Source organism: Pseudomonas orientalis (assembly GCF_002934065.1).
Lineage (GTDB): Bacteria > Pseudomonadota > Gammaproteobacteria > Pseudomonadales > Pseudomonadaceae > Aquipseudomonas > Aquipseudomonas orientalis_A.
In genome coordinates this window covers 5,966,162-5,986,236 of record NZ_CP018049.1, presented here as the reverse complement: position 1 = coordinate 5,986,236, position 20,075 = coordinate 5,966,162, and the positions used below count along the sequence as shown (strand labels likewise).

20 protein-coding genes are annotated in these 20,075 nt (G+C 57.3%); 17 read left to right on the top strand and 3 right to left on the bottom strand.

Annotation, left to right across the window (positions count from 1 at the left end):
- Nucleotides 1-547 precede the first annotated feature (547 nt).
- From rpmH to mnmE, 5 genes are all read left to right on the top strand, one after another.
- Nucleotides 548-682, top strand: a complete 135-nt coding sequence (gene rpmH / locus BOP93_RS27205) for a 50S ribosomal protein L34 (protein WP_003213577.1) — start codon at nt 548-550, stop codon at nt 680-682.
- 13 nt (nt 683-695) lie between these two features.
- Complete coding sequence (gene rnpA / locus BOP93_RS27200; protein WP_205885836.1) at nt 696-1,103, top strand: ribonuclease P protein component; 408 nt, start codon at nt 696-698, stop codon at nt 1,101-1,103.
- Nucleotides 1,096-1,341: a membrane protein insertion efficiency factor YidD gene (gene yidD / locus BOP93_RS27195; RefSeq protein WP_003233592.1), complete on the top strand. Its 246-nt coding sequence runs from the start codon at nt 1,096-1,098 to the stop codon at nt 1,339-1,341. The genes rnpA and yidD overlap by 8 nt, the downstream gene beginning before the upstream one ends.
- 2 nt (nt 1,342-1,343) lie before the next feature.
- The gene (gene yidC, locus BOP93_RS27190; protein ID WP_065894368.1) at nt 1,344-3,026 is read left to right on the top strand and encodes a membrane protein insertase YidC; all 1,683 of its coding nucleotides are present in this window, start codon (nt 1,344-1,346) and stop codon (nt 3,024-3,026) included.
- A 79-nt stretch (nt 3,027-3,105) separates the two neighbouring features.
- Entirely contained in the window at nt 3,106-4,476 is a 1,371-nt protein-coding gene (mnmE, locus tag BOP93_RS27185) for a tRNA uridine-5-carboxymethylaminomethyl(34) synthesis GTPase MnmE (protein WP_065886699.1), read from the top strand.
- An 8-nt stretch (nt 4,477-4,484) separates the two neighbouring features.
- Here mnmE and BOP93_RS27180 read toward each other — a convergent pair whose 3' ends face one another.
- The 3 genes from BOP93_RS27180 to BOP93_RS27170 form a co-directional block, all read right to left on the bottom strand.
- Complete coding sequence (locus BOP93_RS27180) at nt 4,485-6,917, bottom strand: TonB-dependent siderophore receptor (RefSeq protein ID WP_104505223.1); 2,433 nt, start codon at nt 6,915-6,917, stop codon at nt 4,485-4,487.
- 89 nt (nt 6,918-7,006) lie between these two features.
- Nucleotides 7,007-7,951: a FecR domain-containing protein gene (locus tag BOP93_RS27175; RefSeq protein ID WP_104505222.1), complete on the bottom strand. Its 945-nt coding sequence runs from the start codon at nt 7,949-7,951 to the stop codon at nt 7,007-7,009.
- Nucleotides 7,951-8,457, bottom strand: coding sequence for a sigma-70 family RNA polymerase sigma factor (locus BOP93_RS27170; protein ID WP_104505221.1), 507 nt, complete (start codon nt 8,455-8,457; stop codon nt 7,951-7,953). The genes BOP93_RS27175 and BOP93_RS27170 overlap by 1 nt, the downstream gene beginning before the upstream one ends.
- Before the next feature lie 541 nt (nt 8,458-8,998).
- On the opposite strand from BOP93_RS27170, the gene mnmG reads away from it, so the two are divergent.
- From mnmG to atpD, 12 genes are all read left to right on the top strand, one after another.
- On the top strand, nt 8,999-10,891 hold the full coding sequence (gene mnmG, locus BOP93_RS27165) for a tRNA uridine-5-carboxymethylaminomethyl(34) synthesis enzyme MnmG (RefSeq protein ID WP_104505361.1): 1,893 nt from the start codon (nt 8,999-9,001) through the stop codon (nt 10,889-10,891).
- Entirely contained in the window at nt 10,888-11,532 is a 645-nt protein-coding gene (rsmG, locus tag BOP93_RS27160) for a 16S rRNA (guanine(527)-N(7))-methyltransferase RsmG (protein ID WP_104505220.1), read from the top strand. Before mnmG ends, rsmG begins: the two co-directional genes overlap by 4 nt.
- An 18-nt stretch (nt 11,533-11,550) precedes the next feature.
- On the top strand, nt 11,551-12,348 hold the full coding sequence (locus BOP93_RS27155; protein WP_057725767.1) for a ParA family protein: 798 nt from the start codon (nt 11,551-11,553) through the stop codon (nt 12,346-12,348).
- A gap of 9 nt (nt 12,349-12,357) precedes the next feature.
- Nucleotides 12,358-13,230 (top strand): ParB/RepB/Spo0J family partition protein, encoded by an 873-nt coding sequence (locus BOP93_RS27150; RefSeq protein ID WP_065933644.1) that lies wholly within the window; start codon nt 12,358-12,360, stop codon nt 13,228-13,230.
- Between the two features lie 160 nt (nt 13,231-13,390).
- Nucleotides 13,391-13,798, top strand: coding sequence for a F0F1 ATP synthase subunit I (locus tag BOP93_RS27145; RefSeq protein WP_065886693.1), 408 nt, complete (start codon nt 13,391-13,393; stop codon nt 13,796-13,798).
- A gap of 16 nt (nt 13,799-13,814) precedes the next feature.
- Nucleotides 13,815-14,684 (top strand): F0F1 ATP synthase subunit A, encoded by an 870-nt coding sequence (atpB, locus tag BOP93_RS27140; RefSeq protein WP_057725770.1) that lies wholly within the window; start codon nt 13,815-13,817, stop codon nt 14,682-14,684.
- A gap of 133 nt (nt 14,685-14,817) precedes the next feature.
- Complete coding sequence (gene atpE, locus BOP93_RS27135) at nt 14,818-15,075, top strand: F0F1 ATP synthase subunit C (RefSeq protein WP_002555987.1); 258 nt, start codon at nt 14,818-14,820, stop codon at nt 15,073-15,075.
- Between the two features lie 56 nt (nt 15,076-15,131).
- Complete coding sequence (locus BOP93_RS27130) at nt 15,132-15,602, top strand: F0F1 ATP synthase subunit B (RefSeq protein WP_003195835.1); 471 nt, start codon at nt 15,132-15,134, stop codon at nt 15,600-15,602.
- A gap of 12 nt (nt 15,603-15,614) precedes the next feature.
- A complete protein-coding gene (locus BOP93_RS27125) occupies nt 15,615-16,151 on the top strand; it encodes a F0F1 ATP synthase subunit delta (protein WP_015886646.1) in 537 nt (178 codons plus the stop codon).
- Between the two features lie 21 nt (nt 16,152-16,172).
- On the top strand, nt 16,173-17,717 hold the full coding sequence (gene atpA / locus BOP93_RS27120) for a F0F1 ATP synthase subunit alpha (protein ID WP_003177064.1): 1,545 nt from the start codon (nt 16,173-16,175) through the stop codon (nt 17,715-17,717).
- A gap of 50 nt (nt 17,718-17,767) precedes the next feature.
- Nucleotides 17,768-18,628: a F0F1 ATP synthase subunit gamma gene (atpG, locus tag BOP93_RS27115; RefSeq protein ID WP_003195829.1), complete on the top strand. Its 861-nt coding sequence runs from the start codon at nt 17,768-17,770 to the stop codon at nt 18,626-18,628.
- A 27-nt stretch (nt 18,629-18,655) separates the two neighbouring features.
- Nucleotides 18,656-20,032, top strand: coding sequence for a F0F1 ATP synthase subunit beta (gene atpD / locus BOP93_RS27110; protein ID WP_104505219.1), 1,377 nt, complete (start codon nt 18,656-18,658; stop codon nt 20,030-20,032).
- Nucleotides 20,033-20,075 lie beyond the last annotated feature (43 nt).

The window sequence follows — 20,075 nt, the reverse complement described above, 5'->3', positions numbered from 1 at the left end:
GCCGCCATTGTAGCGGTCAGCCGTCCACTTATCCACATGAAGGTTGCTCACAGGGCACCCAAAATCAACGCCTTAACGGGAATAAAGGCGACCGCCGGTCTGTGAATAAGCTCTGTGGATAACCGTACCTGAGCTCGTTGCACAAGTAGGGGCAAAAGTCTGTGGGTAACTGGCCTGTGGATAACAACCCATTCCACCCACAGCTTATCCGACAGCGCAGCACAGGCAGAGCACCGTTTCTCCCCTGTGTTGTCATCCTCTGTACACCACGTTGAATATGGCCTGAACGTAGTTATCCACAGAAGAACGCCTCTCTAGCTTTTATAAGCTTTACAGAAAAGCTTTAAATAACTTCCTTCTTTATTTTTATATCTATGCCACTCCTCGTGGAAGCCAGGCGGATGGAAAGGGGGAGGTGGCCTCCAGATATCTAATTGAAGGAAAAGCTGGTTGGAAATTGACCTAGAGGCTTGCTTTCTCTAGAATCGCCGGTCTCTTAAAACGGGGGCCATTCCGGCCCGTTGTGGACGAACCAGGTAACAACGCCATGAAACGTACTTTCCAACCAAGCACCATCAAACGCGCCCGTACTCACGGCTTCCGTGCTCGCATGGCTACCAAGAACGGCCGTGCTGTCCTGTCGCGTCGCCGCGCCAAAGGTCGTGCGCGTCTGGCAGTTTGATAATCCGGTACTGGTGGTGAGTCAGGACTTCAGTCGGGAAAAGCGTCTGCTAACCCCCCGGCACTTCAAGGCAGTCTTTGACTCCCCCACCGGCAAGGTTCCGGGGAAAAATCTCCTGCTCCTTGCGCGTAACAACGATCTTGATCACCCCCGTCTCGGGTTGGTGATCGGCAAGAAGAGCGTAAAGCTCTCCGTTGAGCGCAATCGCCTCAAGCGTCTGATGCGCGAATCGTTTCGCCTCCACCAGGACACTCTGGTTGGGTGGGATATTGTTATCGTCGCGCGCAAAGGCTTGGGGGATGTAGAAAACCCCGAATTGATTCAGCATTTCGGCAAGCTCTGGAAACGTCTGGCGCGTACCCACAAACCAGCACCAGCAGTCAACACCGAAACTGTAGGGGTAGACAGCCTTGATGCGTAAACTGGCAATCGTTCCGATCCAGTTTTATCGCTATGCCATTAGTCCTCTGATGGCCAGCCACTGTCGTTTCTACCCCAGTTGTTCCTGCTACGCGTTAGAAGCCATAGAAAACCATGGTCTTCTGCGCGGTGGCTGGCTGACCTTTCGTCGTTTAGGTCGCTGTCATCCGTGGAATGCCGGTGGTTATGACCCGGTTCCACCTATCCCTACCTCCCGTTCTTCTTCGATGGCCGAGTAATCATGGATATTAAACGCACGATCCTGATCGTCGCCCTGGCAATCGTGTCCTACGTCATGGTCCTGAAATGGAACCAGGACTACGGCCAGGCTGCCCTGCCGACTCAGAATGTTGCTACCAATCAGGCTGCGCCGGCTATTCCGGACACCCCGCTGGGTAACAATGCGTCCGCGAGTGCCGATGTTCCCAGCGCGAATGGCGAGACAAGTGCCCCGTTGGAAACGCCAGTGGTCACCAACAAAGACCTCATCCACGTTAAAACGGATGTGCTCGACCTGGCGATCGACCCGCAGGGTGGCGATATTGCTCAGCTGAAGCTGCCGCTTTATCCACGTCGCCAAGACCATCCGGATGTTCCGTTCCAGCTGTTCGATAACGGCGGTGAACGTACCTACCTGGCGCAAAGTGGCCTGACCGGCACCAATGGTCCGGACGCTCGTGCTACCGGTCGTCCGATTTATTCGACCGAGCAGAAGAGTTATCAACTGGCTGATGGCCAGAACCAGTTGAACGTAGACCTGAAATTCAGCCTCGACGGCGTCAATTACATCAAGCGTTTCAGCTTCACGCGTGGTTTGTACGATTTGAAGGTCACTTACCTGATCGACAACACCAGCGACAAGGCCTGGAGCGGCAACCTGTTTGCCCAGCTCAAGCGTGACGCCAGCTCTGACCCTTCTTCCAGCACCGCCACCGGCACCGCGACTTACCTGGGCGCCGCCCTGTGGACAAGTAACGAGCCGTACAAAAAAGTGTCGATGAAAGACATCGACAAGGGCGCGCTGAAAGAAACCGTTCAAGGCGGCTGGGTAGCGTGGCTGCAGCACTACTTCGTGACCGCGTGGATCCCGAACAAGGGTGAAGCGAACCTGGTGCAAACCCGCAAGGACAGCCAGGGCAACTACATCATTGGTTTTACTGGCCCGGCATTGACCGTCGCACCAGGCGCCAAGGCTGAAACCAGCGCCACCCTATACGCCGGCCCGAAAAGCCAGGCCGTGCTGAAAGAGTTGTCCCCAGGTCTGGAACTGACTGTGGATTACGGCTTCCTGTGGTTCATTGCCCAGCCGATCTTCTGGCTGCTGCAACATATCCACAGCATTGTCGGTAACTGGGGCTGGTCGATCATCTTCCTGACCATGCTGATCAAGGGGATCTTCTTCCCGCTGTCGGCCGCCAGCTACAAGTCGATGGCGCGCATGCGTGCCGTGGCGCCGAAACTGGCTGCGCTGAAAGAGCAACATGGTGACGACCGGCAGAAAATGTCGCAGGCCATGATGGAGCTGTACAAGAAAGAGAAGATCAACCCGCTGGGTGGATGCTTGCCGATTCTGGTACAGATGCCGGTATTCCTGTCGCTGTACTGGGTACTCCTGGAGAGCGTGGAAATGCGCCAGGCACCGTTCATGCTGTGGATAACCGACCTGTCGATCAAGGACCCGTTCTTTATCCTGCCGATCATCATGGGCGCAACCATGTTTATCCAGCAGCGTCTGAACCCGACTCCGCCGGACCCGATGCAGGCCAAGGTAATGAAAATGATGCCAATCATCTTCACCTTCTTCTTCCTGTGGTTCCCAGCGGGCCTGGTACTGTACTGGGTGGTCAACAACGTTTTGTCGATCTCCCAACAGTGGTACATCACACGTAAAATCGAAGCGGCTACCAAAAAAGCCGAGGCGTAATTTACTCTGTGGATAACCACTCAAGACGCCCCCTAGTGGGGCGTTTTGCTTTCCGACACTTTAATTCTGGAACCTGCTGATGAGCGCTCCCCGTGAAACCATCGCTGCTGTCGCAACCGCTCAAGGTCGCGGCGGCGTCGGTATCGTTCGAATTTCCGGGCCGCTCGCCAGCGCGGCCGCCAAGGCGATCAGCGGACGGGAGTTGAAGCCGCGGTTCGCCCATTACGGTCCGTTTCTGGATGGCGACGCAAGTGTGCTGGACGAGGGCTTGGCGCTCTACTTCCCGGGGCCAAACTCCTTCACGGGTGAAGATGTACTGGAACTGCAGGGCCATGGTGGTCCGGTTGTCCTGGACATGTTGCTGCAACGTTGCCTGCAATTGGGCTGCCGCCTGGCCCGTCCGGGTGAATTCAGCGAGCGCGCATTCCTCAACGACAAACTCGACCTGGCTCAGGCCGAGGCCATCGCCGACCTGATCGAGGCCAGTTCTGCACAGGCTGCGCGCAACGCATTGCGTTCGTTGCAGGGGGCGTTTTCCCTGCGTGTGCATAACTTGACCGAGCAGCTGATCAGCCTGCGTATCTATGTCGAGGCGGCCATTGATTTTCCTGAAGAGGAGATTGATTTCCTGGCCGATGGCCACGTCCTGGCAATGCTGGATAAGGTTCGCGATGAGTTATCCACAGTGTTGCGCGAAGCCGGACAGGGTGCATTACTGCGTGACGGCATGACCGTGGTGATTGCCGGGCGACCCAATGCCGGCAAGTCCAGCCTGCTCAATGCATTGGCGGGACGCGAAGCAGCCATCGTTACCGAAATTGCCGGTACCACTCGCGACATCCTGCGCGAACATATCCACATCGATGGCATGCCGTTGCACGTGGTCGATACGGCAGGGTTGCGCGACACCGACGACCAGGTGGAGAAGATTGGCGTGGAACGCGCGCTCAAAGCCATTGGCGAAGCCGACCGTGTGTTGTTGGTGGTGGACGCCACCGCCCCTGAGGCGGTGGATCCTTTTGCGTTGTGGCCGGAATTCCTCGAGCAACGGCCAGACCCGGCCAAAGTGACCCTGATCCGGAACAAGGCCGACCTGACGGGTGAAACCATCGCGATGCAAACCAGCGAGGATGGCCATGTGACTATCAGCCTGAGTGCCAAATCCGCGGGTGAGGGCCTGGAGTTGCTACGTGACCACCTCAAGGCCTGCATGGGCTACGAGCAGACCTCGGAAAGCAGCTTCAGTGCACGCCGCAGGCATCTGGAGGCGCTTCGCCATGCCAGTGCGGCGTTGGAGCACGGGCGAGCACAGCTGACCCTGGCGGGCGCTGGAGAGCTGCTGGCTGAGGATTTGCGTCAGGCGCAGCAGCTGCTAGGTGAGATTACCGGCGCATTCAGCTCTGATGACTTGCTTGGCCGAATCTTTTCCAGTTTCTGTATCGGCAAATAGCCAGGTCTTTACCAGTTGTAGGACACCGTACCCAATAGGGTGCGGCTGTCACCCCAATAGCAGCGCCCCGCATCGTTGCAACCGGACACATACTCCTTGTCGAACAGGTTCTTCGCGTTCAGGTCCACTGACCAGTGCGGGTCGATCTGATACCCCATCACGGCATCCACCAACGTGACACTGCCTGCATCCAGCTTCCCGTAGAGCGTCGGCGCCGTGTAGGAAAAAGTGCTGTCGAAATAACGCACACCTCCCCCCACGGACAGGCCCTTGAGCTGACCCTCCAGGAAACGGTATTTGCTCCATACCGAAGCCTGATTGCGAGGAACGCCGGTCATCTGGCGCCCTTCGACCAAGGAGGTGGCGGAATCCTTGGTAATCCGCGCGTCAGTGTAGGTATAAGCCGCCGTTACGTTCAGGTTGGGCGTAAGGTTGCTGTTGATTTCAACTTCGGCGCCCTTGGCGCGGCTCTCACCCACCTGACGATAGCTGTTGGTGGTGGCATCCAGGTAGGTGTCGTCCTGTTTGCGCAAATCGTACACCGACAGCGTCATCGCCGTGTCCCAGCCGATCGGCTCGTATTTCACACCCGCTTCATATTGGCTGCTGGTGATGGGTTTCAACGGGGCGCCGGCATTGGAAATCTGCTGAACCGGAACGAATGCCGTGGAATAGCTGACATACGGCGTAAGGCCGTTGTCGAACTGGTACATCACCCCACCTTGGTAGGTGAACTTGCGGTCTTGACTGCCGGTGTTGCTGGCCTTGTTGACCTTGTCGCGGAAATCGCTGTCGACCCAGTCCTGCCGCCCCCCGAGCAGGAACAGCCAGTGGTCGTACTTGCTCTGGATCTGGGCGTATGCGCCTTTCATCTGTTGCTCGAGCAAGGTGTTTTGCACCGCGATCGGCGTGAGCGGTTCGCGCAGGTACACCGGGTTATACACATTGATGGTACCGGCGAAACCGGCGTCCCAATCCTGGTTGAACGAGGTGCGGTCGTAACTGGCGCCTAACAACACGGTGTTTTCCAATGCGCCGATATCGAATTTTCCCTCGAGCTGGTTATCCAGGGAATAGACCATGGATTTGTTGTAGCGATCGTAGGCCGTCATGTTCAGCTGAGTACCGAAGCCCCGATTATTCAGTGCGCTCGGCCAGGTTTCATGGCGGTTGATGCGTGACTGCATGTACCGGGAATTCTGGCGGAACTGCCAGTCGTCGTTGAAGCTATGGCTGAACTCGTAACCGGTGCTCCAGGCTTCGCGCTCAAAGGTATTCCAATCCGGGTCGCCGAGCATGGTGTGCTTGGACAGTTTACCGTTGGGATTAGTAAGCAAAGTGCCTGCAGCTGGCAGGCCGAGTTCCAGGTTGGTGTGGTCCTTCTGGTAGTTGGCCAGGAGGGTCAGGGTGTTGTAGTCGTCGAAATTCAGGGTCAGGGAAGGGGCGATGTAAACACGATCATCCGGTACATGGTCGGTCTGCGTGTCGGATTTGCGGCCCAGCATTACCAGGCGGCCGAGAACATTGTCGCTGTCATTGAGCGGGCCGGAGATATCCACACCCAGTTGGCGTCGGTTGTTTGAGCCATACCCCAGTTGCACCTCGCCGCGCGGGTTGGCGGTCGGATGTTTGCTCACCAGGTTGACCAAGCCGCCCGGAGCGTTCTCACCGTAGAGCAGCGAAGAAGGACCGCGAAACACTTCGACCCGCTCCAGGCCATACGGCTCGCTGGTGGTGTCGTACCGATTACCTTGCACACGTAGTCCATCTCTCAACAGGCCGTAACCGTAGTCCGTGGCATTGAAGCCTCGAATGAAAAAGAGATCGCCCGCCAGCCCGTCGCCCGCAGCAAAAGGCGGCGCGAAGATGCCAGGTACATACCCCAGCACTTCGGTCAGTGTTTGCGATTTCTGATCCTTGATACGTTGCCCGGTCACCACCGATACCGAACGGGGTGTCTGCGACAGAGGCGTACTGGTTTTGGTGCCGACCCGGCTGTTCTGCGCCTTGTAGCCCACATCCCCTGCTATGTCCTGATTGAAGCCATCCGGTTGATAAGCACTGACGGTGGTGGGTGCGAGCGTGAGCTGGCCCGTAGGGACTGTTTGCAATCCATAGCTGCCGGGGGCCTGGGCGACGGCTTGCAACCCGGAACTCTGCAGCAGCAGGGCGAAACCTTGATCCACCGAATAATCGCCATTGAGTCCGGCGGTGGTCAGCCGTGAAGTCTGTTGGGGCGAGAAGGACAGGATCACATTGGCCCTGGCGGCAAACTGGCTTAATGCGCTGTCCAGCGGACCGGCTGCGATGACGTAGTGCTGGGTGGTGCTGGCGGCCATGACCCCTGTGGATAACAACGTGCCGCCGGTGCTGGCAAGCAGCAGGCCGTAGGTGATGGCATGGCAGGAAAGTCGCTGACGGAGCGGGATGGAAAGGCGCATAGATGGGGAAGCCCTGAAGGTAGCGTCGTGATTACCTGAAGGGCCGTGCGTGATAAAAAAAAGATAACCCCCCTGAGGATTATTTTTTATCAACCGATCCGGTTAACCGACACCCAGTAGCGCGTGAAGTACTTCACCTGGATCGGCAAGGTCGCTTGCAGGTTGGCCAGTACCGCGTCGGTTGAGTCCAGGCGGAACGCGCCGGAAACGCGCAGTTGAGCCGAAGCCGGGTCACAGTGCAGCACGCCCGGCCGATAGCGCGCCAACTCATCGATGACATCGCCGAGTCTGGCATCGAGCACGATCAATTGACCGTCCGCCCAGGCGGCTTGCGCCACGCCATATCGCTGGGGGAGGCTAATCGTGTGTCGATCAAAATCAGCGCTTTCCCCAGCTCCGAGGGTCTTGTTGTGGTCGGGTTGATCTCCTGGGGACAAATTGACCCGATCTTCCAGCACACCGACCCGGGTGAAATCCGGCAATTGGCGAACAGTAAACCGAGTACCCAGTGCCTGAACCCGACCGTGGCGAGTCTCCACATACAAGGGCGTGCTGGCGCCACGTTTGCCACTGTGGATAAGTACTTCACCTTCACGCAGGCGAATCAAGCGTTGGCGCGAGTCGAACATCACATCAATGGCTGTGCTGGTGTTGAGATCAACCTGCGTGCCGTCGGCCAGTTCGACCCTTCGATGTTTACCCACAGGCGTGCGGTAGTCGGCCCATACATTACCCACGGACGTGTGTTGTTGAACGTTCCAACCCAAATACCCGCTGCCGCCCAGTACCAGCATCCACTTGAGCACCTGCCGGCGTTTTTGCGTGCTGGTCAATGCGCGGCGTGTGAAGTCCTGGGGCAGGGCGCCAAGGCTGCGCTGCAACTGCTCCAACTGGTTCCACGCAGCCTGATGGGAAGGGTCGCCATTGAGCCATTGTTGCCAGGCCAGCCGATCAGCCGGCGTCGGCGATTGCGCCTGGAACTGCACATACCAACTGGCGGCCGTCTCGAATGTCTTGCGATCAGGGGCGGGCATCAGAGGCTGGCCATGATCAGTGAACATTCGGTCAGGGCACGGACCATGTGCTTCTTCACAGTGGTCAATGACACCCGCAGTTGATCGGCGATCTGTTGATAAGTCAGCCCCTCGATCTGCGACAGCATGAAGATCCGTCGAGCACGTTCGCCCAAGCTGCACAGTGCCTTATCCACAGCCACCAGGGTTTCGATAATGATTGCCTTGTCTTCTTCACTGATGGCGGTGGCTTCAGGACGCTCGGCCAGGGTTTGCTTATAAGCCTGCTCAATGGCGTGCCGGCGATAGCGATCAATCACCAGGCCCCTTGCAATGGTCGCCAGGTAATCCCGTGGCTCAAGGATTTGAACGGCGTCGCGTCCACCCAGGATACGCACGAACGTATCGTGGGCCACGTCGGCTGCATCGCAGGCGTTATTCAATTTGCCCTTGAGCCAACCATGCAACCACGAATGGTGTTGCTCATAGATGCGCTGCACAGCTGCCGTGTGTGAAGGAGGGGACATAGGCGCGACGAGGTAGGTTAATGATAATCGCTATTATTAACTGCCCTCGTGTGTTCCCACAATAGCCGTCTTGACCGCGAATCCGCGTTGAATCCCTGGGCTGGTCGACATTGAATCAGCCGTTTCTGTGGGTTAAGCCCTGTGAATAACCGCCCTTGTGCCCGGTTGATAACCACGCTTGAAACCTGAGTAAAAACCCGCCTGTGGATAACCAGCTGTTTAATCCACAGGCTTAAAGCACTTATCCAAGCCCCTCATTGGCACATGACCACAGACTTTTGAATCCCTGTACACGACGTAGATAAAGGCCTGTAGAAATCTATCCACAGAAAAGATGCTCAGTAGAAATAAACATAAAAACAAAGATTTAATAAATTTCTCTCTTTTAATTTCTATTGTCCGTGATCCATCCACAGCTGGTTAAATTTTGTGCAAAGGGTTCTTTAGGCAGGGCGAAGTCCCTATACTTGCAGCCATAAGCTGCAAAACTCTTTCAACCAACAATTCCTGATTACCTACATAAGCAGGCACGAGGTGCGTGGTGGATTTCCCTTCCCGTTTTGAAGTGATCGTCATCGGCGGCGGTCATGCCGGTACCGAGGCAGCACTGGCGTCAGCACGCATGGGCGTAAAAACCCTGTTGCTGACGCACAACGTGGAAACCCTCGGCGCCATGAGTTGCAACCCCGCCATTGGTGGCATCGGCAAAAGCCATCTGGTCAAGGAAATCGATGCCCTTGGCGGCGTGATGGCCATGGCCACCGACAAGGGTGGTATTCAATTTCGCGTGCTCAACAGCCGCAAAGGCCCGGCCGTACGTGCCACTCGTGCACAAGCCGACCGTATTCTGTACAAGGCCGCGGTGCGTGAAACCCTGGAAAACCAGCCGAACCTGTGGATCTTTCAACAGGCCGCAGACGACCTGATCGTCGAGCAGGACCAGGTACGCGGGGTTGTCACGCAAATGGGCCTGCGCTTCTTCGCAGAATCCGTGGTGTTGACCACCGGGACCTTCCTTGGCGGACTTATCCACATCGGCATGCAGAACTATTCCGGTGGTCGCGCCGGTGATCCGCCGTCGATTGCCCTGGCACACCGTCTGCGTGAATTGCCGCTGCGCGTGGGCCGCTTGAAAACCGGCACTCCGCCGCGTATCGACGGACGTTCTGTGGATTTTTCGGTGATGACCGAACAGGCCGGCGATACGCCGATCCCGGTCATGTCTTTCATGGGTTCCAAGGAGCAGCACCCCAAACAGGTCAGCTGCTGGATTACCCATACCAATGCGCGTACCCACGAAATCATTGCTGCGAACCTCGACCGTTCGCCGATGTATTCCGGGGTGATCGAAGGCATCGGCCCGCGTTACTGCCCGTCGATTGAAGACAAGATCCATCGCTTTGCCGACAAGGAAAGCCACCAGGTGTTTATCGAGCCCGAAGGCTTGACGACTCACGAGCTGTACCCGAACGGGATTTCCACTTCCCTGCCGTTCGACGTGCAAATCCAGATCGTGCAGTCGATTCGCGGGATGGAAAACGCCCACATCGTTCGCCCTGGCTACGCCATCGAGTACGACTATTTCGATCCGCGTGACCTGAAATACAGCCTGGAAACCAAGGTGATCGGCGGTTTGTTTTTCGCCGGGCAAATCAATGGCACCACCGGTTACGAAGAAGCCGGCGCCCAGGGTTTGCTGGCCGGTACCAACGCTGCATTGCGTGCTCAGGGCAAAGACAGCTGGTGCCCGCGTCGCGATGAAGCGTATATCGGCGTGTTGGTCGACGACCTGATTACCCTGGGCACCCAGGAACCGTACCGGATGTTCACGTCCAGGGCCGAATATCGCCTGATCCTGCGCGAAGACAACGCCGATCTGCGCTTGACCGAAAAGGGTCGCGAGCTGGGTTTGGTCGATGACGCGCGCTGGGCGGCCTTCTGCAAAAAACGCGAGAGCATCACCCTCGAAGAGCAGCGCCTGAAGAGCACCTGGGTTCGTCCGGGTACTGAACAGGGTGATGCGATCGCCGAAAAATTCGGCACGCCGCTGACGCACGAATACAACTTGCTCAACCTGCTATCGCGTCCGGAGATCGATTACGCTGGCCTGGTCGAAGTGACCGGCGGCGGCGCAGAAGATCCACAGGTCGCCGAACAGGTGGAAATCAAGACCAAATACGCCGGTTACATTGATCGCCAGCAGGACGAGATCGCTCGCCTGCGCGCCAGTGAAGACACCAGGTTGCCTGTGGATATCGACTACACCGGGATTTCCGGGCTGTCCAAGGAAATTCAAAGCAAGCTGGGGATAACTCGGCCGGAAACCCTCGGCCAGGCTTCACGTATCCCCGGCGTTACCCCGGCAGCAATTTCGCTGTTGATGATTCATTTGAAAAAACGCGGCGCGGGCCGTCAGTTGGAGCAAAGCGCTTGAGTTCGTTGGTCACCTCGCAACACGCCGAAGAGTTATCCACAGGTGCGCGCCAGTTGGGCGTCGACCTGACCGAAGCCCAGCACGCCCTGCTGATGGGCTACCTGGCCCTGTTGATCAAATGGAACAAGGCTTACAACCTGACCGCAGTGCGTGATCCGGACGAAATGGTCTCGCGCCATCTGCTCGACAGCTTGAGCGTGATGCCGTTTATCGAAAACGGCCGCTGGCTGGACGTCGGCAGTGGCGGTGGCATGCCTGGCATTCCGCTGGCCATCCTGTTTCCCGAGTCGCAAGTGACCTGCCTGGACAGCAACGGCAAGAAGACCCGCTTCCTGACCCAGGTCAAACTCGAACTGAAGCTGGACAACCTGCAGGTTATCCACAGTCGCGTCGAAACCTTTACGCCTGAACAGCCCTTCAACGGAATTGTTTCCCGGGCGTTCAGCAGCATGGAGAACTTCAGCAACTGGACTCGCCACCTGGGCGACCACGACACCCGCTGGCTGGCAATGAAGGGCGTCCATCCAAGCGACGAGCTGTTAGCATTGCCGGCGGACTTCCACCTCGATAGCGAACACGCCTTGGCCGTACCCGGTTGCCAAGGCCAACGCCATCTGCTGATACTGCGCCGCACGGCATGATTGGGAACACAAGCAAGAATGGCTAAGGTATTCGCGATAGCGAACCAGAAAGGTGGCGTGGGTAAGACCACCACCTGCATCAACCTCGCAGCATCCCTGGTCGCGACCAAGCGCCGGGTGCTGTTGATCGATCTCGATCCACAGGGCAACGCCACCATGGGTAGCGGTGTGGATAAACACGGCCTGGAAAACTCGGTCTACGACTTGCTGATTGGCGAGTGCGACCTGGGTCAGGCCATGCACTACTCCGAGCACGGCGGTTATCAACTGCTGCCGGCCAACCGCGACCTGACGGCGGCAGAAGTGGTGCTGCTGGAAATGCAGATGAAGGAAAGCCGTCTGCGCAGCGCCCTGGCGCCCATCCGCGAGAATTACGACTACATCCTGATCGACTGCCCGCCGTCGCTGTCGATGCTCACGCTCAACGCCCTGGTGGCCGCCGACGGGGTGATTATCCCCATGCAGTGCGAATACTTTGCGCTTGAAGGCTTGAGCGACCTTGTGGATAACATCAAGCGTATCGCCGAATTGCTCAACCCGAACCTGAAAGTCGAAGGCCTGCTGCGGACCATGTATGACCCGCGCCTGAGCCTGATGAACGATGTGTCGGCGCAGCTCAAGGAACATTTCGGCGACCAGCTCTACGACACGGTGATTCCACGCAACATCCGCCTGGCCGAAGCGCCAAGCTATGGCATGCCGGCGCTGGCCTACGACAAATCATCCCGCGGCGCCATTGCCTACCTGGCGCTGGCCGGTGAGATGGTGCGTCGCCAACGTCGCAATTCACGCACCGCTGCAGCCCAGCCAACTTAAGGAATCCCCATGGCCGTCAAAAAACGAGGTCTCGGACGTGGACTGGATGCACTCCTGAGTGGTCCGACCGTCACTTCGCTGGAAGAGCAAGCGGTGCAGGCCGACGAGCGTGAGCTGCAGCACCTGCCGCTGGACTTGATCCAGCGCGGTAAATACCAGCCGCGCCGGGACATGGACCCGCAGGCACTGGAAGAGCTGGCCAACTCGATCAAGGCCCAGGGTGTGATGCAACCGATCGTGGTGCGCCCCATTGGCGGCGGCCGCTTTGAAATCATCGCCGGCGAACGCCGCTGGCGCGCGAGCCAGCAGGCGGGCAAGGACACCATCCCGGCGATGGTGCGCGACGTGCCGGATGAAACCGCCATCGCCATGGCGCTGATCGAAAACATCCAGCGTGAAGACCTCAATCCGATCGAAGAAGCGATCGCGTTGCAACGTCTGCAGCAGGAGTTCCAGTTGACCCAGCAACAAGTGGCCGAGGCGGTGGGCAAATCCCGCGTGACCGTGTCCAACTTGCTGCGCCTGATCGCGTTGCCGGAAGTCATCAAGACCATGTTGTCCCACGGTGACCTGGAAATGGGGCATGCCCGTGCTTTGCTCGGTTTGCCGGAAAATCAACAGGTTGAAGGGGCGCGACACGTTGTCGCACGCGGGCTTACCGTTCGTCAGACCGAAGCTCTGGTTCGCCAATGGTTGAGCGGCAAACCTGCACCGGTCGAAACCGTCAAAGCTGATCCGGACATCGCGCGCCTTGAGCAGCGCCTGGCCGAGCGCCTAGGCTCTGCGGTACAAATTCGCCACGGCAAGAAAGGCAAAGGGCAATTAGTCATCGGATATAACTCCCTTGATGAGCTTCAAGGCGTCCTTGCCCATATCCGTTGAAACATTCGCTGAAACATTTACTCATGTAGCGTGTGATCGGAAATCACTACCCGGCAGTTGAATAGGGGCAGAACCGCCCCTATACTCTGCGCGCATTTTGTCGGCACAAAGTATGCCAAGTTATTGATTTCCGGCAGCCGACCATTGAGGAGCAAGAGTGATGGAAACCCGCACGCCAAACACGTTGCCGTTCCATCGCTTGGCTGTTTTTCCGGTTTTATTGGCGCAACTTGTCGTTTTGCTGATCGCTGCATTGGCGCTTTGGTACTGGCATGGAGTCGTAGCCGGATATTCAGGACTCTGCGGAGGCCTGATAGCCTTGCTGCCCAATATGTATTTTGCTCACAGGGCCTTTCGGTTTTCCGGCGCCCGAGCAGCCCAGGCCATCGTCCGGTCTTTTTATGCCGGCGAGGCGGGGAAACTGATTTTGACGGCAGTGCTGTTCGCACTGACCTTTGCAGGTGTGAAGCCATTGGCGCCGCTGGCTGTATTCGGCGTCTTCGTGTTGACCCAATTGGTCAGCTGGTTCGCTCCCCTGCTAATGAAAACAAGACTTTCGAAACCTTAGGGCGTTTGAGGCAACCATGGCAGAAACAACCGCTTCGGGCTATATCCAGCACCACTTGCAGAACCTGACCTTCGGTCAGCTTCCCAACGGCGGCTGGGGCTTTGCCCACACCGCAGCAGAAGCCAAGGAAATGGGTTTCTGGGCCTTCCACCTGGATACTCTGGGCTGGTCGGTCGCATTGGGTCTGATCTTCGTCCTGATTTTCCGCATGGCGGCAAAAAAGGCGACTTCCGGTCAGCCAGGTGCTTTGCAGAACTTCGTTGAAGTATTGGTCGAATTCGTCGATGGCAGCGTGAAAGACAGCTTCCATGGCCGCAGCCCGGTGATCGCACCGCTGGCACTGACCATCTTCGTCTGGGTGTTCCTGATGAACGCCGTCGACCTGATCCCGGTTGACTGGATTCCTCAGCTGGCCATCCTGATCTCCGGCGATGCGCACATCCCGTTCCGTGCCGTATCGACCACTGACCCGAACGCTACCCTGGGCATGGCCCTGTCGGTGTTCGCGTTGATCATTTTCTACAGCATCAAGGTCAAGGGCATCGGCGGCTTCATCGGCGAACTGACCCTGCACCCGTTCGGCAGCAAGAACATCTTCGTTCAAGCCCTGCTGATCCCGGTGAACTTCCTGCTGGAATTCGTGACCCTGGTTGCCAAGCCGATTTCCCTGGCCTTGCGACTGTTCGGCAACATGTATGCCGGCGAGCTGGTGTTCATTCTGATCGCTGTGATGTTCGGCAGCGGTCTGCTCTGGCTTAGCGGCCTGGGCATCGTTCTGCAGTGGGCGTGGGCTGTGTTCCACATCCTGATCATCACCCTGCAGGCCTTCATCTTCATGATGCTGACCATCGTCTACCTGTCGATGGCGCACGAAGAGAACCATTAAGACCAGTCTCGACTAGTCTGATGTCCTTCCCGGTGAAACGGGAAGGTGGCCCAACAGGGCTATGAAACGATTTGTTTTACCGCTTTAAAATCTAAAAAACCTAAACCATACGACGTAAAAGTCGGGAGGAAAGATGGAAACTGTAGTTGGTCTAACCGCTATCGCTGTTGCACTGTTGATCGGCCTGGGCGCCCTGGGTACTGCCATTGGTTTCGGCCTGCTGGGCGGCAAATTCCTGGAAGGCGCAGCGCGTCAGCCGGAAATGGTTCCAATGCTGCAAGTTAAAATGTTCATCGTTGCCGGCCTGCTCGACGCCGTGACCATGATCGGCGTTGGTATCGCACTGTTCTTCACCTTCGCGAACCCCTTCGTTGGTCAACTCGCTGGCTGATCACTCGACTTTTCGAGTGATTGGGGTGATGGACAACGAATGAGCGAGGTGTTGGCGTGAACATTAATGCAACCCTGATTGGCCAATCCGTTGCGTTCTTCATTTTTGTAGTGTTTTGCATGAAGTTCGTGTGGCCTCCGGTCATCGCGGCTTTGCACGAACGTCAGAAGAAGATCGCGGACGGTTTGGACGCTGCCAGCCGTGCAGCTCGCGACCTGGAGTTGGCCCACGAGAAAGTGGGTCAGCAACTGCGCGAAGCTAAAGCACAGGCAGCCGAGATCATTGAGCAAGCCAAGAAGCGCGGTAACCAGATCGTCGAAGAGGCTGTTGAAAAAGCCCGCGTCGAAGCTGACCGTGTAAAGGCTTCGGCTCATGCCGAGATCGAACAGGAACTGAACGGCGTCAAAGACGCGCTGCGTGCCCAACTGGGTGCTCTGGCGGTCGGCGGTGCCGAGAAGATCCTCGGTGCCACAATCGATCAAAACGCGCACGCGGAGCTGGTTAACAAACTGGCTGCTGAAATTTAAGCGAGGGCGATCATGGCAGAACTGACCACGTTGGCCCGACCTTACGCTAAGGCAGCCTTCGAGCACGCCCAGGCCCACCAGCAGCTGGCCTCTTGGTCAGCCATGCTCGGCCTGGCTGCAGCAGTGTCGCAAGACGACACCATGCAGCGCGTGCTCAAGGCCCCGCGCCTGACGAGCGCAGACAAGGCCGCCACTTTTATTGAAGTGTGCGGCGACAAGTTTGATGTAAAAGTGCAGAACTTCATCCACGTCGTTGCCGAAAACGACCGTCTCCCGCTCTTGCCGGAGATTGCCGCTCTGTTCGACCTGTACAAGGCCGAAGCAGAGAAATCGGTAGACGTTGAAGTGACCAGTGCTTTTGCATTGAACCAAGAACAGCAAGACAAACTCGCCAAGGTTCTCAGTGCACGACTCAATCGGGAAGTGCGCCTGCAAGCTTCGGAAGACGCATCCCTGATTGGTGGTGTCGTTATCCGTGCCGGCGACCTGGTTATCGATGGCTCGATTCGCGGAAAAATCGCGAAACTTGCCGAAGCATTGAAATCTTGAGTTTGAAGGGGCAGCAGAGCAATGCAGCAACTCAATCCTTCCGAAATAAGTGAAATTATCAAGGGCCGCATCGACAAGCTCGATGTGACCTCCCAAGCCCGTAACGAAGGCACTGTCGTCAGCGTATCTGACGGCATCGTGCGGATTCACGGTCTGGCCGACGTCATGTACGGCGAGATGATCGAGTTTCCGGGCGGCGTCTACGGTATGGCCCTCAACCTGGAGCAAGACTCCGTAGGTGCCGTTGTATTGGGCGCATACACCAGTCTGGCCGAAGGCATGAGCGCCAAGTGCACTGGCCGCATCCTGGAGGTTCCGGTTGGTAAGGAACTGCTGGGTCGCGTAGTCGACGCACTGGGTAACCCTGTTGACGGTAAAGGTCCACTGGGCAACACCGAGACCGACGCGGTCGAGAAAGTTGCTCCAGGCGTGATCTGGCGTAAGTCGGTAGACCAGCCTGTACAGACTGGCTACAAGGCTGTCGATGCCATGATCCCTGTCGGCCGTGGCCAGCGTGAGCTGATCATCGGTGACCGTCAGATCGGTAAAACCGCTCTGGCCATCGACGCGATCATCAACCAGAAGAACAGCGGCATTTTCTGCGTCTACGTAGCCATTGGTCAGAAGCAATCGACCATCGCCAACGTGGTTCGCAAGCTGGAAGAAAACGGCGCCCTGGCCAACACGATCATCGTGGCTGCCAGTGCTTCGGAATCTCCTGCGCTGCAATTCCTGGCACCGTACTCCGGTTGCACCATGGGTGAATTCTTCCGCGACCGCGGTGAAGACGCGCTGATCGTTTATGACGATCTGTCCAAGCAAGCAGTGGCTTACCGCCAGATTTCCCTGCTGCTGCGCCGTCCACCAGGCCGTGAAGCCTACCCAGGCGACGTGTTCTATCTCCACTCCCGTCTGCTGGAGCGCGCATCCCGCGTTTCCGAAGAGTACGTAGAGAAGTTCACCAACGGCGCAGTGACCGGCAAAACCGGTTCCCTGACCGCACTGCCGATCATCGAAACCCAGGCTGGCGACGTTTCCGCGTTCGTTCCGACCAACGTGATTTCCATCACCGACGGTCAGATCTTCCTGGAATCGGCCATGTTCAACTCAGGCATCCGTCCTGCTGTGAACGCCGGTGTTTCGGTATCCCGTGTGGGTGGTGCCGCTCAGACCAAGATCATCAAGAAGCTCTCCGGTGGTATCCGTACCGCTCTGGCTCAGTACCGTGAACTGGCGGCATTCGCCCAGTTCGCTTCTGACCTGGACGAAGCGACCCGTAAGCAACTTGAGCATGGTCAGCGCGTTACCGAGCTGATGAAGCAGAAGCAATACGCCCCAATGTCGATCGCTGACATGGCGTTGTCGCTGTATGCCGCTGAGCGTGGGTTCCTGACCGACGTTGAAATCGCCAAGGTCGGCAGCTTTGAACAAGCGCTGATTGCTTACTTCAACCGCGATCACGCCGAATTGATGGCGAAGATCAACGTGAAGGGTGACTTCAATGACGATATCGACGCTGGCATGAAAGCCGGTATCGAGAAGTTCAAGGCCACCCAAACCTGGTAAGCCGCAGCGGGAGCCGCAAGGCTCCCGCTTGCTAACCTGATAGGTGTTACATGGCAGGCGCAAAAGAGATTCGCAGTAAGATTGCGAGCATCAAAAGCACGCAAAAGATTACCAGCGCCATGGAAAAAGTGGCGGTCAGCAAAATGCGCAAGGCACAAATGCGCATGGCTGCTAGCCGTCCTTATGCGGAGCGTATCCGCCAGGTAATTGGGCATCTGGCCAACGCCAACCCGGAATACCGCCACCCGTTCATGATCGAGCGCGCCGTCAAGCGTGTCGGTTATGTGGTAGTGAGCAGTGACCGTGGTTTGTGCGGTGGTCTGAATACCAACCTGTTCAAGGCCCTGGTCAAGGACATGGCGGTAAACCGCGAAAACGGCGTCGAGATCGATCTGTGTGTGGTGGGTAGCAAGGGTGCGGCCTTTTTCCGCAACTTCGGCGGTAACGTCGTAGCAGCTATCAGCCACCTGGGTGAAGAGCCGTCGATCAATGATTTGATCGGCAGTGTGAAGGTGATGCTGGATGCGTATCTGGAAGGCCGGATTGACCGCCTGTCCGTGGTATCCAACAAGTTCATCAACACCATGACCCAGCAGCCAACCGTGGAGCAATTGATTCCACTGGTGGCGACCCCGGATCAGGAACTCAAGCACCACTGGGACTACCTCTACGAACCAGACGCCAAAGAGCTGCTTGACGGCTTGATGGTGCGCTACGTGGAGTCGCAGGTGTACCAGGCGGTGGTCGAGAACAACGCAGCTGAACAAGCGGCGCGGATGATCGCGATGAAAAACGCTACCGATAACGCCGGTGATCTGATCAGCGATTTGCAGCTGATCTACAACAAGGCGCGTCAGGCTGCGATCACCCAAGAGATCTCGGAAATCGTCGGCGGCGCTGCCGCGGTTTAACGGTTCAAATATTCAGAGGATCCAGCTATGAGTAGCGGACGTATCGTTCAAATCATCGGCGCCGTTATCGACGTGGAATTCCCACGCGACAGCGTACCGAGCATCTACAACGCGCTGAAAGTACAAGGCGCGGACACTACTCTGGAAGTTCAGCAACAGCTGGGCGACGGCGTAGTTCGTACCATTGCGATGGGTTCCACCGAAGGCTTGAAGCGCGGTCTGGACGTTGTCGACACTGGCGCAGCCATCTCCGTACCGGTCGGTAAAGCGACCCTGGGCCGGATCATGGACGTACTGGGCAACCCGATCGACGAAGCTGGCCCGATCGACACCGAAGAGCGCTGGGGCATTCACCGCGCAGCACCTTCGTTCGCCGAGCAAGCGGGCGGCAACGACCTGCTGGAAACCGGAATCAAGGTTATCGACCTGGTTTGCCCGTTCGCCAAGGGCGGTAAAGTCGGTCTGTTCGGTGGTGCCGGTGTAGGCAAGACCGTAAACATGATGGAACTGATCCGTAACATCGCCATCGAGCACAGCGGTTATTCCGTGTTCGCCGGTGTGGGTGAGCGTACCCGTGAGGGTAACGACTTCTACCACGAGATGAAGGACTCCAACGTTCTGGACAAAGTGGCACTGGTTTACGGTCAGATGAACGAGCCGCCGGGAAACCGTCTGCGCGTAGCATTGACCGGCCTGACCATGGCCGAGAAATTCCGTGACGAAGGTAACGACGTTCTGCTGTTCGTCGACAACATCTACCGTTACACCCTGGCCGGTACTGAAGTATCCGCACTGCTGGGCCGTATGCCTTCGGCAGTAGGTTACCAGCCGACTCTGGCTGAAGAGATGGGCGTTCTGCAAGAACGTATCACTTCGACTAAGGAAGGTTCGATCACCTCGATCCAAGCGGTATACGTACCTGCGGATGACTTGACCGACCCGTCGCCTGCCACCACCTTCGCCCACTTGGACGCCACCGTCGTTCTGTCCCGTGACATCGCTTCCCTGGGTATCTACCCAGCGGTCGATCCACTCGACTCGACTTCGCGCCAGCTGGACCCGAACGTGATCGGCCAGGAGCACTACGACACCGCTCGCGGCGTTCAGTACGTGCTGCAGCGTTACAAAGAACTGAAGGACATCATTGCGATCCTGGGTATGGATGAGCTGTCGGAAGCCGACAAGCAGTTGGTAAACCGTGCTCGTAAGATCCAGCGCTTCTTGTCGCAGCCGTTCTTCGTGGCTGAAGTCTTCACCGGTGCCTCGGGTAAATACGTTTCCCTGAAAGACACCATTGCTGGCTTCAAAGGCATCCTCAACGGTGACTACGACCACCTGCCAGAACAAGCGTTCTACATGGTCGGCGGCATCGAAGAAGCGATCGAGAAAGCCAAGAAACTGTAATCCTGGCGCCCGGAAACGGGCGCTCATCAGGTTGAGGCAATCA

Coding starts and splice junctions, on each gene's coding strand:
- rpmH (WP_003213577.1), top strand. CDS start 548: ATGAAACGTACTTTCCAACCAAGCACCATCAAACGCGCCCGTACTCAC.
- yidD (WP_003233592.1), top strand. CDS start 1,096: ATGCGTAAACTGGCAATCGTTCCGATCCAGTTTTATCGCTATGCCATT.
- yidC (WP_065894368.1), top strand. CDS start 1,344: ATGGATATTAAACGCACGATCCTGATCGTCGCCCTGGCAATCGTGTCC.
- mnmE (WP_065886699.1), top strand. CDS start 3,106: ATGAGCGCTCCCCGTGAAACCATCGCTGCTGTCGCAACCGCTCAAGGT.
- BOP93_RS27180 (WP_104505223.1), bottom strand. CDS start 6,917: ATGCGCCTTTCCATCCCGCTCCGTCAGCGACTTTCCTGCCATGCCATC.
- BOP93_RS27175 (WP_104505222.1), bottom strand. CDS start 7,951: ATGCCCGCCCCTGATCGCAAGACATTCGAGACGGCCGCCAGTTGGTAT.
- BOP93_RS27170 (WP_104505221.1), bottom strand. CDS start 8,457: ATGTCCCCTCCTTCACACACGGCAGCTGTGCAGCGCATCTATGAGCAA.
- BOP93_RS27155 (WP_057725767.1), top strand. CDS start 11,551: ATGGCTAAGGTATTCGCGATAGCGAACCAGAAAGGTGGCGTGGGTAAG.
- BOP93_RS27150 (WP_065933644.1), top strand. CDS start 12,358: ATGGCCGTCAAAAAACGAGGTCTCGGACGTGGACTGGATGCACTCCTG.
- BOP93_RS27145 (WP_065886693.1), top strand. CDS start 13,391: ATGGAAACCCGCACGCCAAACACGTTGCCGTTCCATCGCTTGGCTGTT.
- atpB (WP_057725770.1), top strand. CDS start 13,815: ATGGCAGAAACAACCGCTTCGGGCTATATCCAGCACCACTTGCAGAAC.
- atpE (WP_002555987.1), top strand. CDS start 14,818: ATGGAAACTGTAGTTGGTCTAACCGCTATCGCTGTTGCACTGTTGATC.
- BOP93_RS27125 (WP_015886646.1), top strand. CDS start 15,615: ATGGCAGAACTGACCACGTTGGCCCGACCTTACGCTAAGGCAGCCTTC.
- atpA (WP_003177064.1), top strand. CDS start 16,173: ATGCAGCAACTCAATCCTTCCGAAATAAGTGAAATTATCAAGGGCCGC.
- atpG (WP_003195829.1), top strand. CDS start 17,768: ATGGCAGGCGCAAAAGAGATTCGCAGTAAGATTGCGAGCATCAAAAGC.
- atpD (WP_104505219.1), top strand. CDS start 18,656: ATGAGTAGCGGACGTATCGTTCAAATCATCGGCGCCGTTATCGACGTG.